This window comes from Pseudomonas xantholysinigenes, assembly GCF_014268885.2.
GTDB lineage: Bacteria > Pseudomonadota > Gammaproteobacteria > Pseudomonadales > Pseudomonadaceae > Aquipseudomonas > Aquipseudomonas xantholysinigenes.
The window spans coordinates 3,587,382-3,601,686 of the sequence record NZ_CP077095.1 but is presented as its reverse complement, the minus strand read 5'-3'; the positions used below and the strand labels follow the sequence as shown (position 1 = coordinate 3,601,686).

The window sequence follows — 14,305 nt, the reverse complement described above, 5'->3', positions numbered from 1 at the left end:
CCGTCAGGACGCCTGCGGCATCTCGCCCTTGGCCAGCCGCCGGTTGATATCGGCAATCACCTCGGGCAACTCATTGATGGTGTCGATCAGGTAGTGCGGTCGCGAACTGGCGAACAACGCGTGAATCCGCTGGCGTTCGCTTTCCAGTTTCTCCGCGCTCAGCGCCCGGTAACCTTCCCAGGTCAGCCCCAGGGCATTACCCGAACACACCAGCGCCACAGTCCACATCCCGGCGCGGCGGCCTTCGAGAATCCCCGGCACGGTGTCGTCGACCTTCACGCAGGCGGCTACGTCATCGATGCCCAGTGCAATCACGTTGGCCAGCGCCTGGGCCGGCCACGGGCGGCCGTTCGGCGTCTCGTCGGTGGCCACCACATGGTCGGCTACGTAGCCGTTCTGCGCGGCCAGCTCTACCACCTTGTCCATCACCACTTTCGGGTAGCCCGAGCACGAACCGATCTTCAGGCCGTCCTTGCGCAGCCCGGTCAAGGTGTCCAGCGCCCCGGGAATCAACGCCGAGTGCACGGCGATCTTTTCGATCTGCAGCGGCATGAAGCGCTCGTAGATGGCGGTGACATCGTCGTCGGTGGGGATGCGACCGAACACCTTGCGGTAGCGCTCGGCGATTTCCGGCACATCGCACAGGGTGCGGATATGGTCCCACTTGCCCATGCCCATCGGGCCACGGGCCTCCTCGATGGACACCTGCACGTCAAACTCGGCGAAGGCTTCGACGAAGATCTGCGTGGGGGCGAACGAGCCGAAGTCGACCACGGTGCCGGCCCAGTCGAGGATGGCGGCTTGCAGCTGGGTAGGGTTGCTGTAGTTCATGTGCGCAATTTCCTTGAATTGGGTAGGCAGGGGTCAGATGTCCAGTACTTCCATTTCCCGCAGCACCTCGGCCACGGCGTCCACGGCGGCCTGCATGCCAGCCGCGCCGACCACGCCGATGCAGCCGACGCGGAAGGTCTCGACCTGGGTCAGCTTGCCAGGGTAGAGGATGAAGCCCTTGGCCTTGACCCGTTCGTAGAAGTCCTTGAACTGATAGCGCGGATCGTTCGGCGCGTGGAAGGTGACAATGATCGGCGCCTGGATCTCGGCGGGCAGGAAGCTGCGCAGGCCGATCTTGGCCATACCGTCGAGCAAGGTCCTGCAGTTGTCGGCATAGCGCTGGTGGCGGGCGGGCAGGCCACCTTCTTCGTTGTATTGCTGCAGCGCTTCGTGCAGGGCGGCGACTACGTGGGTCGGCGGTGTGAAGCGCCATTGGCCGGTCTTGGCCATGTAGGCGTGCTGGTCGTGCAGGTCCATGGCCAGCGAGTGGGCGTTACCCTCGGCGGCGGCCAGGGCGGTTTTCTCGGCGAAGACGAAGCCCATGCCCGGCACGCCTTCCAGGCACTTGCCGGAGGCAGCGATCAGCGCCTCGAACGGAATCTGCCGGGCATCAATGGGCAATGCGCCGAACGAGCTCATGGCGTCGATGATCAGGCGCTTGTCGTGGCGCTGGATCACCTGGGCGATCTCGGGCAGCGGGTTGAGGATGCCGGTGCTGGTCTCGCAGTGGATCAGCGCCACGTGGGTGACACCCGGGTCGGCGGCCAGCAGGCGGTCGACGTCGGCGGCGGTGGTCGGTTGGTCCTCGGCGGTTGCGAAGGTGCTGTAGGCGCGGCCCAGTACTTTGCAGATCTTCGCCAGGCGCTGGCCGTAGGCGCCGTTGATCAGCACCAGCACCTTGCCGTCACGCGGCACCAAGGTGCCGATGGCCGCTTCCACGGCGAAGGTGCCGCTGCCTTGCAGTGGCACGCAGTGGTGGCTGGCGGTGCCGTCGATGATCGCCAGTAGTTGCTCGCACACGCTGGCGGTCAGCTGGTTGAAGTCGCGGTCCCAGGAGCCCCAGTCCACAAGCATGGCCTGGCGGGTGCGCAGCGAAGTGGTCAGGGGGCCGGGGGTCAGCAGGATCGGGGCGTTGCTCATTCCGTGGTTCCTCACAGGCGGTGGGCTGGAAAACTATGGGGGCTAGGTTGCAATTCACCGATTCATCAATCAAATTGTTTGTAGATATGCCAGTCATAAGTCAGGCCGATAGATATGAACCTGTTCCAGCTCCGTGCCTTCGATGCCGTCGCCCGCGAGGGCAGCTTCACCCGCGCCGCCGAGCGGCTGTTCATCAGCCAGCCGGCGGTCACCGGGCACGTCAAGGCGCTGGAGGAGCATTACCAGATCACCCTGCTGCGGCGGACCGCGCGGCGTGTCGAGCTGACCGAGGAGGGCACGCGCCTGGCCGCCATCACTCGGGCGATGTTCAGCCTGGCCGAAGAGGCCCAGGCGATGCTCGAGGCCAATCGGCAATTGCTTACCGGGCGCCTGGAAGTGGCCGCTGACGGGCCGCACCGGGTCATGCCGATGCTGGCGCAGTTGCGCGAGCGTTACCCTGGGATCACCGTCAACTTGCGCCTGGGCAACGCCCAGGAAACCTTGGCCGCGTTGTTGTCCGAACATGCCGATGTGGCGGTGCTGACCGAGATCGAGGCGCGCAAGGGGCTGCACCTGCAAAGCTTGTGTGAGTCCCATTTGTGCGCCTTGCTGCCAGCAGGGCATGCCTGGGCCGAGGCGGCCGGCGTTTTGCCGCTGGCGGCACTGGACAAGCAGATCATGGTACTGCGCGAGCCCACCTCGACCACGCGCCGTACCTTCGACAAGGCGTGCGCCGAGGCCGGGGTACAGCCGCGGGTGCTGTTGGAACTGGACAGCCGTGAAGCGGTCACCGAGGCGGTGGCGGCCGAGTTGGGCATTGGCGTGGTGTCGTCCACCGAGGTGGCCCATGATCCACGGATAGTGGCGCGTCCGCTGGGCGGTGCCGGGTTGGTCAACCAGCATATGGTCGGGTGTCTGGAACGGCGCCGCGAACTGCGTCTGATCCAGGCGTTCCTGGGCCTGGCGGTTGGCCTGTGATGGTTGTTTTCGATGCCTCGGCCTAAGATGGCCGGCACTGAGCCGGCGAGACCCACGATGAGCGAAAAAGACACCATCTCCATGCAACTGGTGCGCGAGGCGCTGGCGCAGACCTGCCCGCACGGCGAGCCTGACTCTGGCCTGCTCGCTCGCGCCGGCATCGCGGTCGAGCAACTGCACCTGCCCGAGGCGCGGGTCAGCGCCGAGTCCTATGCCCGGCTCTGGCGGCTGTTGGCGCGGCGTTGCAACGACGAGTTCTTCGCCATGGACCCGCGTGGCCTGCGCAGTGGCAGCCTGGCGTTCCTGTGTCGGGCGAGCATGGCCCAACCGACCTTGGCCGCCGGGCTGGAGACGGCGTTGGCCTTCCTGTCGCTGATGCTCGAAGACTTGCAGCCGAGCCTGGTGCGCCAGCAGAGCCTGGCCGAGATCGTCATCAACGAGCCGCGCGACACGCCGCGCCGCGCGTTCACCTACTTCACCTTCTGGATGATCGTCCACGGCGTGGCCTGTTGGCTGGCTGGGCGGCGCATTCCGATCCTGGCGATCGAGCTGCGCTGCGCCGAGCCGCCGTTCTGCGATGACTACCGGGTGATGTTCTCGCAGAACCTGCAGTTCGATCGCCCCCGCACGCGGATGATCCTCGCGGCTGATGGCCTGGACGCGCCATTACGGCGCACGGCGGAGGAACTGCAACGGTTTCTCGCCGAAGCGCCCGGCAACATCCTGGTCAGGTACCGCGATCCGGCCAGCCTGGGCCGGCGGGTGCGCAATGACCTGCTACAGCTGGACCCCGGCCACTGGCCGGATGGCGAGGCCCTGGCGCGCCAGCTGTGCCTGTCAGCCTCGACCTTGCGCCGACGCCTGGCAGAAGAAGGGCAGACCTACCAGGGCTTGAAGGACAGCGTGAGGCGTGAACTGGCGACTGTCTGGCTGGGCGAGGCCGAGCTGGCGATGGGCGAGATCGCCCTGCGCTTGGGGTTCGCCGACAGCAGCTCGTTCTACAAGGCCTTTCGCAAATGGTTCGGTTGCAACCCGGGCCATTATCGGGCATTGGTCCAGGCACGCGGCGCTCGTGTGGCGTCGACCAGCGCTGCCGATGCCAAGGTTCCCTCTGACCTGCCTGCGCGTTGAATGAAACAGTGTCCCTCCCGTAAACAGGATCAAGGGACACCCATGCAAAGGAATACAGAACAAGGCAGTACGCGCAGGAGCGCGGATCCGCAGGCGATGGAAAAGATCATCGACGCGTTCATCCACAAGCGCCTGCCGCAGTGGCTCAAGGATGCCAGCGCCGAAGACATCGGCCACTTGAAGACCTTGATGGCCAGGCACCAGGCCACTCAGGATGCGCTCAGTGCGGCCACGGCGAGTGCTCTGCCGGTGAAAATGTTCGCCACCCAGGCATTTGCCGCGGGCCTGGCGAGCCTGTTGCCCGTCAATGTGAAACTCGAGGATCTGGATTGGCGGACCAAGGTCAGGAGCATCCAGGGGGCCTCGACGCCGCATATGGAGGACGCCTATCGGGTGGAGCCTGGGCTGCAACGCCTGATGCAAGGTTTTGCCGAGGGCGCCACGCCATTGGAGGGCAGCGGGCTGGCGCTGCGCGGTACCTCGACGATCATTTCCGGTGACCTGACGACGTTCATCAAGCGCTGTCGCACGCTGGACGTCGGGGCGCAATACCAGACGCTGCTAAAGGACACGTTCAGGCATAACGCCGCGTTGTTGATCAACGACAAGCAAGCTGGTTTCTTGCTGGCTGTTCACGTTGCCTATCTGAAGAACATCATCGACGGCGACGTCAAGGCTGCGTTGGAGCACGCCACCATCGGCACCACCGACGCCAAGATCACCGCCTACCCTGGGTTGCTGTCCATGTTAGGTACGCTCGTCCATGACGCTCTGTTCGTGCAACTGCGCGGTGATGACGACAGTGACAAGGGCGTGGTCGTCTACATACCCAGCGACCGTGGCGAACCTTTGCGCTGGTATGGATCCAAGCAGGACTGTGTGACGGCGTGGGTAGAGAAACTCAGGCAAAAGGAGGCCCTTGGCGCACTCATTCAATTGATCGGCGTGCAGGATCGCAGCGCGTTCTTCTCCACCTTGCAATTGCGCCTGCAAGATGCGCAACCGGACCTGGAGCTTAAAGGCCGTACGGGGCGCGGCCATATATTCGAGCGTTGGGCCTACGCACAAATCACCCGCGTCGAGGAAGACGCGAAGCTCATGCTGGTTCCCGTCGCGCAAGCCGATGCCGCCGCCAGTCGTGAGCGTTGGCAGCTGTGGCGCTCCATGGGTTGGGATGTGGCTGCCCTGGCGGGCTTTTTCATCCCAGCTGTTGGCGCGGTGATGCTGGCACAACTGGTGGTGCAGGTTTGTGGTCAGGTGTACGAAGGCGTCTCGGATTGGGCCAAGGGGCATGATCATGAGGCCCTCGGGCATGCCTTGAACGTAGCCGAGACGGTCGCCGCGGTGGCGGTCACCACCGGCGTCGCGGTGGGCGTCGGGAGTGTCGTGCGGCACTTCACCCGCAGTGCGTTCGTCGACGGGCTTGAGTCGGTGCGCCTCGACGACGGCACGCTGCGCCTGTGGAACAACGACAGGCAAGTCTATCGCTCGACCTTGCCAGAGGGGGCGGAGCTGGGCGAAGACGGCCTTTATCGGCTGGAAGAACGCCGTTGGATTAAGGTCGATGATGAGTACTATGAGGTTCATCAGCCTCGGCAGAACGGGCCTTGGCGCTTGCTGCATCCACGGCGGGCCACAGCCTATGGGCCGGTGGTGGTGCGCAACACCGAGCGCCTGTGGCAGCTGCCGGACGAGGCCCCCATCAGTTGGCATGACCCGGCGCGGATGCTGGGACGGCTGTGGCCGCAGCAGCACCCACTCGACCTGCCACGTGCGCAGCTGCTGTTGCGCGTTGCCTGCAGCGATGTGGAGGAGTTGCGTGGCATCCTCGTGGATAACCGTGCCTTGCCTGCCAACCTGCGCGAGACCTTGCGCTATTTCGAAGCCAATGATCGCATCGACAGGTTCTTTGCTTCGGTCAGGCACGCCGGGCAGGAGATCGAAGACACACAACTGCTGGACTGGTGCCGGCAGCGGCCGGAAATGGCCGGTGTGGGCGAGGATCGGGAGCGGGTGAACATGCTGGTGTTCGAAGGCGAGCTGCGCCAAGGCCTGTTCGGCCATCTGACCGCCGTGGAGCCCGCCGAGGACCGTGCCACGCGGTTGATCGTGAGCCAGTTTCCGGGGCTGACCGCCGACTACGCCACCGATTTGACCGGCACCTTGAGCGTGGCTGAGCGAGATGAAATCGAACTGCGGCGGCGCTTGCCGTTGTCGGTGACGACACGGGCGCGCTCATTGCTGCAACTGGCTAGGCTGTGCCATGCCCAGCAGGGATTGGTATTACGCAACGCCTACAATGACGTCACCAGCGAAATCGTGCCATTCCTGCTGGCGCGCGTGCCTAACTGGCCGGCCCGGCCACGCCTGGAGCTACGCCAGGGTTCCTGGCGGGGGCGCTTGCAAGCCGTGATCAATGCCCATGTACCGAGCGACGACACGCGAATGATCCTGGTGAACAACGATGGCCAGTTCCAGCTGTATGACCACCAAGGCGATGAATATGTAGGACAGACTGCCGACACCAATGATTTCTTCGAGGCCATCAACTTCTGGTTGAGCATCGAGCAGCGCAATACCCTGGCATTGGGTGACGCCGAACAGGCTGCCAAGCTGCGGCAGTTGGTCATCGATACGCTACCCGAGGAGCGGCACAAGTTGCTGGCGCTGTTTGGCTGGCGTCAGCAAGAAGGCTGGTTCAACCCCGGCCAGCGCCTGCCCGATGGCCGCGTGGGCTATCTGATGGGAGGGCTGGTGTCCAAGGAAGGCGGCACGCGGCGTTTCATTCGACGGCGGCTGGCGGCGCTTTACAGTGGGGGCACGCCCGCGCAGATAGATGTCCATCTGGACCGTATCCTCGACACTGAAGAGCCCCTGGCCGCCTTGGAGTCCGAAGAGAATAACTTCCGGTTGCTGGCGGGGGCGCTGGACAGCTGGGTTGACGAGGCGCGGGAAAGAGAACGGCCAGCGCGTCGCCAGTTCATGTACCGGCTGCATACGGCCTGGCGCCGATTGCTTACGGAGGATCAGGAGAGCGGGCACCGAGGTTTCGTGCTGGACTTGAGCGGTTCCACCGTAACCAGCCTGCCCGAGTTGGATGCCGGTATCGATTTTGATCACATCACGACCTTGGTCATGGTCAATACCCCGTTGCGGGCCGTGCCCGATTCCTTCTTCAGTTGTTTCGGCCGTCTACGGCGGCTGAATATGTCCTATAACAACCTGGCGACTGTGCCGACCGGTTTGCGGCATCTGGCGACTTTGGAGCGTCTGAGGCTGACTGGCAACCGCATCCGCTTCACTGCGCAGGTAAGCGACGCGCTTGCGGCCTTGACCAATCTGCAGGAGCTTGACCTGAGCCTCAATCCATTGCGCAGGATGATACTGCGCTTTGACCAGGTGCCGGCGTTGGTACGCTTGCGGCTGTCGGATTGTGGGCTGCTGAATTGGCCGCAAGGCATTGAGCAGTGCGGCATGCTTTGCCGTGTCGACCTGCGCTCGAACAACCTGTCTTCTGTGCCCGACAACATATTGGAGATGCCGTATCCGTTTCGCTCGGCGATCGAGTTGGACGGCAATCCCATCCCGCTGGAACAACTCACCCGGCTCTATGCGCATCCTCCGCATCTTGCCCATCCCGGCCAGGCCGCCAATGTCCAGCGGCTTGCCGAGCGCGCGGCCTGGGTCGCCGCGGACCAGGAGCAGGTGCGCGGGCCGCGCTGGGACCGGCTGTTCGCCGATGCGCGCAGCAACAGGTTGAAAAACCTGTTGGGCGATCTGGAGCACACCACCGATTACAGCAATGCGACGCACCGTGCCGAGTTGACCTCGCGCGTCTGGGAATTGCTCGACGTGATGGATTCTGATCGGGAGATGGCCAGCACCTTCTTCGCCATGGCCCGTGAAGCGACCACCTGCGATGACAGTGTCGCCAACCGGTTCAGTGAGCTGTACCTGCATCTGCTGAAGATCAGGGCGTACCATGGGCAAGGGGATGAACAGGCAGGGCTGCTCACGTTGGGCCTGGGGTTGTTCCGCCTGAAGCAGCTGGAGATCTTCATCAATGAGTACATTGCCGAGCGCAAAGTAGCGGAGCCTTCGCTCGACGAGGTCGAAGTGAGTCTGTACATCCGCATCAAGCTGACGGAGGAGCTGGAGCTTCCGGGGCAGCCTGCATCGATGCGGTATGAGAGGTTGGGTCATGTTGAGCCCACCGTCATCGACGATGCGCGCGCGCATGTAAGGGCTAGAGAAACCATCCATGCGCAGGCTGAGTACCTGAGCGGTCTGGATTTCTGGAGTGACTTGCTCAGGGTGCAACATCGCGATGAGTTTGACGCGATCGATGATGATTTCGCCTCCAGGGGCGCAGAACTGGAGATTGGCGAAGAGGGGTGGGGCGAACAGTGGGTGGTGCTGGGCAATGGCCATGCCGCGCAGGTGCAGCGATTGAAGATGCTGTTGACCATTGAACTGCTACAGGCAGGCTAGAAACAGTCTGGCTCGCGTTTGATTGGCAAACGGCGTGAGCAGAAATCTGTGAGCGCCCAGCGGCCAAACCGGTCATCCAGATTGACAGCTTTGGCCATTGCCGCCGTGCTTGAGCGGCGCGAACATCGTCGGACCGATGGTCCCACTCCAAAAACAACAAACCAGGAGTCCGACGATGCGCGATTACGCCGAGGCCGCTCGTGCGTTCGACCATGCCCGGGCCGCCGCTGCGGCGCTGCATGGCAACCTCGAGTCCCTCAACGCCTGTGTCGAGTGTTGTGACCGCCATACTGGCAGCGGCAAGCCCGCCCTGGTCTGGGAAGACCGGGATGGCAACAGCGGGCGCTACACCTTCGATCAACTGCAGGCCCTGGCCGCACGCTTTGCCAACGTGCTCAAGACCCAGGGCGTCGAGGCCGGCGACCGGGTCGCCGGGCTCATGCCGCGTACCCCCGAATTGCTGGTGACCATCCTGGCCACCTGGCGCCTGGGTGCGGTCTACCAGCCACTGTTCACCGCCTTCGGGCCCAAGGCCATCGAGCACCGTCTCGAGCAGTCCCACGCCAGGGTGGTGGTCACCGACCGCCACAACCGGCCCAAGCTCGATGAGGTGGCGGACTGTCCGACTGTCGTCACGGTTAGTGCCGCCGAGGGTGAGCTGGATTTCCACCGCAGCCTCGAGTCCGCTGCCAGCGAATGTGCGCCAGTGATGCGTAGCGGCAACGATCCTTTCCTGCTGATGTTCACTTCGGGCACCACTGGCCCGGCCAAGCCGCTGGAAGTGCCGCTGCGCGCCATGGTCGCGTTCCAGGGCTACATGCGCGATGCCATCGGCCTGCGTCCGGACGACAACTTCTGGAACCTGGCCGACCCCGGCTGGGCCTATGGCCTCTACTATGCTGTCACCGGCCCCTTGTCACTGGGCCACGCCACCACCTTCTACGACGGCCCGTTCAGCGTCGAAAGCTGTGCGCGGGTCATCGACAAGCTGGGCATCACCAACCTGGCAGGCTCGCCGACGGCCTATCGCCTACTGATCGCGGCAGGTAACGTGTTCTCGGCGCCGATCAAGGGACGCCTGCGGGTGGTCAGCAGTGCCGGTGAACCGCTCAATCCGGAAGTGATCCGCTGGTTCGCCGATGAGCTCGGTGTGACTATCCATGACCATTACGGCCAGACCGAGCTGGGCATGGTGCTGTGCAACCACCATGCGCTGGCGCACCCGGTGCACCTGGGCTCGGCTGGTTTCGCCATTCCCGGCCACCGCATCGTCGTGGTGGACGAGCAGGGCAACGAACTGCCTGTCGGCCAGCCCGGCATCCTCGCGGTGGACCGCGAGCACTCGCCGCTGTGCTGGTTCGCCGGTTACCACGGGCTGCCGACCAAGGCGTTCGTTGGCAGTTACTACCTGTCCGGCGACACCGTCGAACTCAATCAGGACGGCAGCATTAGCTTCGTCGGTCGCAGCGACGATGTGATCACCACCTCGGGTTACCGGGTCGGCCCGTTCGATGTGGAAAGCGCGTTGATCGAGCACCCGGCGGTGGTCGAGGCGGCGGTGATCGGCAAACCCGACTCAGAACGCACCGAGCTGATCAAGGCCTTCGTGGTGCTGGCCCAGGGTTACCTGGGCAGCGCCGAACTTGAGGAAACCCTGCGCCAGCACGTGCGCCAGCGCCTCTACGCCCACGCCTACCCGCGTGAAATCGAATTCGTCGGCGAGCTGCCCAAGACCCCGAGCGGCAAGCTGCAACGCTTCATCCTGCGCAACCAGGAAATCGCCCGACAACAAGCCGCGCAGCCGATCGCTGCAGGCGCCTGAAGGAAGCCCATCATGCTCATCCACAACCGAAACTTCATCGTCAGCGGCGCGGCCTCGGGCCTGGGCGCCGCCACCGCGCAGATGCTCATCGAGGCCGGCGCCAAGGTCATGCTGGTCGACCTGAACGCCGCCGCCGTCGAGGCCAAGGCAAGCGAGCTGGGCGCCAATGCCCGTTTCGCCGTGGCCGACATCAGCGACGAACAAGCCGCCAAGGCGGCGGTCGATGCCGCCGTCAGCGCCTTTGGCAGCCTGCACGGGCTGGTCAACTGTGCCGGCATCGTCGGCGCCGAGAAGGTCCTGGGCAAGAACGGCCCGCATGCCCTGGGCAGTTTCGCCAAGGTCATCAACGTCAACCTGATCGGCAGCTTCAACCTACTGCGCCTGGCTGCCGCGGCCATGGCCGAAGGGCAGGCCGACGAAGGTGGTGAGCGCGGCGTGATCATCAATACCGCCTCCATTGCCGCCTATGACGGACAGATCGGCCAGGCCGCCTATGCTGCCTCGAAGGGCGCCATCGCTAGCCTGACCTTGCCGGCCGCCCGTGAGCTGGCGCGTTTCGGCATTCGGGTGATGACCATCGCTCCCGGCATTTTCGAAACCCCCATGATGGCGGGCATGACCGACGAAGTGCGCGCCTCGCTGTCCGCCGGCGTGCCGTTCCCGCCACGCCTGGGCCGGCCGCAGGAGTACGCAGCGCTCGCCCGCCATATCATCGAGAACAGCATGCTCAACGGCGAGGTGATCCGCCTCGACGGCGCGTTGCGCATGGCTGCCAAATAAGGAGATCACGACATGACCCTCGCCAATGACCCCATCGTTATCGTCAGCGCCGTGCGCACGCCCATGGGCGGCCTGCAGGGCGACCTCAAGAGCCTGACCGCGGCGCAGTTGGGCAGTGCGGCGATCCGCGCGGCCGTCGAGCGCGCCGGCATCGACGCCAGCAGTGTCGAACAGGTGCTGTTCGGCTGCGTGCTGCCCGCCGGGCAGGGCCAGGCACCGGCACGCCAGGCCGCCCTGGGCGCCGGCCTGGACAAGCACACCACCTGCACCACCCTGAACAAGATGTGCGGTTCGGGCATGCAGGCAGCCATCATGGCCCATGACCAACTGCTGGCCGGCAGTGCCGAGGTGATCGTCGCCGGCGGTATGGAGAGCATGACCAACGCTCCCTATCTGCTGGACAAGGCCCGTGGCGGCTACCGCATGGGCCACGGCAAGATCATCGACCACATGTTCATGGACGGTCTGGAAGATGCCTACGACAAGGGGCGCCTGATGGGCACCTTCGCCGAGGACTGCGCGCAGCAGGGCGATTTCAGCCGCCAGGCCCAGGACGACTTTGCCATCGCCTCGCTGACCCGCGCCCAGGATGCGATCAACAGCGGCCGCTTCGCCGCAGAGATCGTTCCGGTCGAGGTGACCGAGGGCAAGGAAAAGCGCCTCATCAAGGATGACGAGCAGCCGCCCAAGGCACGCCTGGACAAGATCCCGCAACTCAAGCCGGCCTTCCGCGAAGGCGGCACCGTCACTGCCGCCAACTCCAGCTCCATCTCCGATGGCGCCGCGGCACTGGTGCTGATGCGCCGCTCCGAGGCCGAGAAACGCGGCCTCAAGCCGCTGGCCGTGATCCATGGCCACGCGGCCTTCGCCGACGCGCCAGCCTTGTTCCCCACCGCGCCGATCGGCGCCATCGACAAGCTGATGAAGCGCACCGGCTGGTCGCTGTCCGACGTCGACCTGTTCGAGATCAACGAGGCCTTCGCCGTGGTCACCCTGGCGGCGATGAAGCAGCTCGACCTGCCCCATGACAAAGTGAACATCCACGGTGGCGCCTGTGCCCTGGGCCATCCGATCGGCGCCTCGGGCGCGCGCATCCTGGTGACCTTGCTGTCGGCCCTGCGCCAGAACAACCTGCGTCGTGGGGTGGCCGCCATCTGCATCGGCGGTGGCGAGGCGACTGCCATGGCGGTCGAGTGCCTGTACTGAGGTGAACCATGCTGGTAACTGAAGAGCAACAACAGATCGCCGACGCGGTGCGCGACTTTGCCCAGGAGCGCTTGAAGCCGTTTGCCGAGCAATGGGACAAGGAGCACCGCTTCCCCAAGGAGGCGATCGCCGAGATGGCCGACCTCGGCCTGTTCGGCATGCTGGTGCCGGAGCAGTATGGGGGGAGTGACACTGGCTATGTGGCCTATGCCATGGCCCTGGAAGAGATCGCCGCTGGCGACGGCGCCTGCTCGACCATCATGAGCGTGCACAACTCGGTGGGCTGCGTGCCGATCTTGAAGTTCGGCAGCGAGGCGCAGAAACAGCAGTTTCTGGCGCCATTGGCCAGCGGCGCGATGCTCGGCGCCTTCGCCCTGACCGAACCCCAGGCCGGTTCCGACGCCAGCAGCCTGAAGACCCGCGCCCGCCTTGATGGCGACCACTACGTGCTCAACGGCAGCAAGCAGTTCATCACCTCGGGGCAGAATGCCGGGGTGGTCATCGTGTTCGCCGTCACCGACCCGGACGCCGGCAAGCGCGGCATCACGGCCTTTATCGTGTCCACCGACTCGCCGGGTTATCAGGTGGCGCGGGTCGAGGACAAGCTTGGCCAGCATGCCTCCGACACTTGCCAGATCGTCTTCGACAATGTGCGGGTGCCGCTGGCCAACCGCCTGGGCGAGGAAGGGCAGGGCTACAAGATCGCCCTGGCCAACCTCGAAGGTGGACGCATCGGCATCGCCTCGCAGTCGGTGGGCATGGCCCGCGCCGCCTTCGAGGCGGCACGCGACTACGCCAACGAGCGGCAAACCTTCGGCAAACCCTTGATCGAGCACCAGGCGGTGGCGTTCCGCCTGGCCGACATGGCGACCAAGATCGCCGTCGCCCGGCAGATGGTGCTGCACGCCGCGGCCTTGCGCGATGCCGGGCGCCCGGCGTTGGTGGAGGCGTCGATGGCCAAGCTGTTCGCCTCGGAAATGGCCGAAAAGGTCTGTTCGGATGCCTTGCAGACCCTGGGCGGTTATGGCTATCTGAGCGACTTCCCGCTGGAGCGGATCTACCGCGATGTGCGGGTCTGCCAGATCTACGAAGGCACCAGCGACATTCAGCGCATGGTCATTGCGCGCAATCTTTGAAGGAGCAGTCTGCATGGCATTCGAAACCATCCTGTTGGATATCCACGGCAAGGTCGGCCTGATCACCCTCAACCGCCCCCAGGCGCTCAACGCCCTGAACGCGCAGATCGTCGGCGAGATCAACCAGGCCCTGGACCAGCTCGAGCGTGACCCGAACATCGGCTGCGTGGTGCTGACCGGTTCCGCCAAGGCCTTCGCCGCCGGCGCCGACATCAAGGAAATGGCCGAGCTGCAATACCCGCAGATCTACGTCGACGACCTGTTCAGCGACGCCGACCGCATCGCCAACCGGCGCAAGCCGATCATCGCGGCGGTGTCCGGCTTTGCCCTGGGCGGTGGTTGCGAGCTGGCGATGATGTGCGACTTCATCCTGGCCGCCGACAACGCCAAGTTCGGCCAGCCGGAAATCAACCTGGGCGTGTTGCCAGGCATGGGTGGTACCCAGCGTCTGACGCGCGCGGTGGGCAAGGCTAAGGCCATGGAGCTGTGCCTGACCGGCCGCCTGATGGGCGCCGAGGAGGCCGAGCGCGCCGGTCTGGTGGCGCGTATCGTGCCGCAGGCCGAACTGGTCGAAGAGGCGTTGAAGGTGGCCGCCACCATCGCCGGCAAGTCGATCCCGGTGAGCATGATGGTCAAGGAGAGCGTCAATCGCGCCTTCGAGGTCACCCTCAGCGAGGGGGTACGCTTCGAGCGCCGAGTGTTCCACGCAGCGTTCGCCACCGAGGACCAGAAGGAAGGCATGGCCGCCTTCATTGCCAAGCGTGAGGCGCAATTCAAGGATCGCTAAAAC

Annotated in this window: 10 protein-coding genes; 8 read left to right on the top strand and 2 right to left on the bottom strand. The window is 64.6% G+C overall.

Features of this window, described 5'->3' with window-relative positions; all coding sequences use genetic code 11:
* Positions 1-3 precede the first annotated feature (3 nt).
* Together phnX and HU772_RS16010 are read right to left on the bottom strand one after the other, a co-directional pair.
* Positions 4-831, bottom strand: a complete 828-nt coding sequence (phnX, locus tag HU772_RS16015) for a phosphonoacetaldehyde hydrolase (RefSeq protein WP_186660484.1) — start codon at positions 829-831, stop codon at positions 4-6.
* Positions 832-864: 33 nt separating this feature from the next.
* On the bottom strand, positions 865-1,971 hold the full coding sequence (locus tag HU772_RS16010; RefSeq protein ID WP_186660483.1) for a 2-aminoethylphosphonate--pyruvate transaminase: 1,107 nt from the start codon (positions 1,969-1,971) through the stop codon (positions 865-867).
* Between the two features lie 114 nt (positions 1,972-2,085).
* Here HU772_RS16010 and HU772_RS16005 point away from each other — a divergent pair, with 114 nt between their 5' ends.
* The 8 genes from HU772_RS16005 (at position 2,086) to HU772_RS15970 (ending at position 14,302) form a co-directional block, all read left to right on the top strand.
* A complete protein-coding gene (locus tag HU772_RS16005; RefSeq protein WP_186660481.1) occupies positions 2,086-2,949 on the top strand; it encodes a LysR substrate-binding domain-containing protein in 864 nt (287 codons plus the stop codon).
* A gap of 57 nt (positions 2,950-3,006) precedes the next feature.
* Positions 3,007-4,080: an AraC family transcriptional regulator gene (locus tag HU772_RS16000; RefSeq protein WP_186660480.1), complete on the top strand. Its 1,074-nt coding sequence runs from the start codon at positions 3,007-3,009 to the stop codon at positions 4,078-4,080.
* Between the two features lie 96 nt (positions 4,081-4,176).
* Entirely contained in the window at positions 4,177-8,571 is a 4,395-nt protein-coding gene (locus tag HU772_RS15995; protein WP_186660479.1) for an NEL-type E3 ubiquitin ligase domain-containing protein, read from the top strand.
* Between the two features lie 175 nt (positions 8,572-8,746).
* Positions 8,747-10,393, top strand: a complete 1,647-nt coding sequence (locus HU772_RS15990) for an AMP-binding protein (RefSeq protein ID WP_186660478.1) — start codon at positions 8,747-8,749, stop codon at positions 10,391-10,393.
* A gap of 12 nt (positions 10,394-10,405) precedes the next feature.
* Positions 10,406-11,173: an SDR family NAD(P)-dependent oxidoreductase gene (locus HU772_RS15985; RefSeq protein ID WP_186660477.1), complete on the top strand. Its 768-nt coding sequence runs from the start codon at positions 10,406-10,408 to the stop codon at positions 11,171-11,173.
* A 12-nt stretch (positions 11,174-11,185) separates the two neighbouring features.
* A complete protein-coding gene (locus tag HU772_RS15980) occupies positions 11,186-12,379 on the top strand; it encodes an acetyl-CoA C-acyltransferase (RefSeq protein WP_186660476.1) in 1,194 nt (397 codons plus the stop codon).
* Between the two features lie 8 nt (positions 12,380-12,387).
* Positions 12,388-13,515, top strand: coding sequence for an acyl-CoA dehydrogenase (locus HU772_RS15975; RefSeq protein WP_186660475.1), 1,128 nt, complete (start codon positions 12,388-12,390; stop codon positions 13,513-13,515).
* Between the two features lie 13 nt (positions 13,516-13,528).
* On the top strand, positions 13,529-14,302 hold the full coding sequence (locus HU772_RS15970; RefSeq protein ID WP_186660474.1) for an enoyl-CoA hydratase: 774 nt from the start codon (positions 13,529-13,531) through the stop codon (positions 14,300-14,302).
* The last annotated feature ends 3 nt before the right edge of the window (positions 14,303-14,305 follow it).

What these genes read in the sequence shown, in the direction of transcription:
- HU772_RS15975 (WP_186660475.1), top strand. Translation starts at nt 12,388, where the DNA reads ATGCTGGTAACTGAAGAGCAACAACAGATCGCCGACGCGGTGCGCGAC.
- HU772_RS16005 (WP_186660481.1), top strand. Translation starts at nt 2,086, where the DNA reads ATGAACCTGTTCCAGCTCCGTGCCTTCGATGCCGTCGCCCGCGAGGGC.
- HU772_RS15970 (WP_186660474.1), top strand. Translation starts at nt 13,529, where the DNA reads ATGGCATTCGAAACCATCCTGTTGGATATCCACGGCAAGGTCGGCCTG.
- HU772_RS15985 (WP_186660477.1), top strand. Translation starts at nt 10,406, where the DNA reads ATGCTCATCCACAACCGAAACTTCATCGTCAGCGGCGCGGCCTCGGGC.
- HU772_RS15980 (WP_186660476.1), top strand. Translation starts at nt 11,186, where the DNA reads ATGACCCTCGCCAATGACCCCATCGTTATCGTCAGCGCCGTGCGCACG.
- HU772_RS16010 (WP_186660483.1), bottom strand. Translation starts at nt 1,971, where the DNA reads ATGAGCAACGCCCCGATCCTGCTGACCCCCGGCCCCCTGACCACTTCG.
- HU772_RS15990 (WP_186660478.1), top strand. Translation starts at nt 8,747, where the DNA reads ATGCGCGATTACGCCGAGGCCGCTCGTGCGTTCGACCATGCCCGGGCC.
- phnX (WP_186660484.1), bottom strand. Translation starts at nt 831, where the DNA reads ATGAACTACAGCAACCCTACCCAGCTGCAAGCCGCCATCCTCGACTGG.
- HU772_RS16000 (WP_186660480.1), top strand. Translation starts at nt 3,007, where the DNA reads ATGAGCGAAAAAGACACCATCTCCATGCAACTGGTGCGCGAGGCGCTG.
- HU772_RS15995 (WP_186660479.1), top strand. Translation starts at nt 4,177, where the DNA reads ATGGAAAAGATCATCGACGCGTTCATCCACAAGCGCCTGCCGCAGTGG.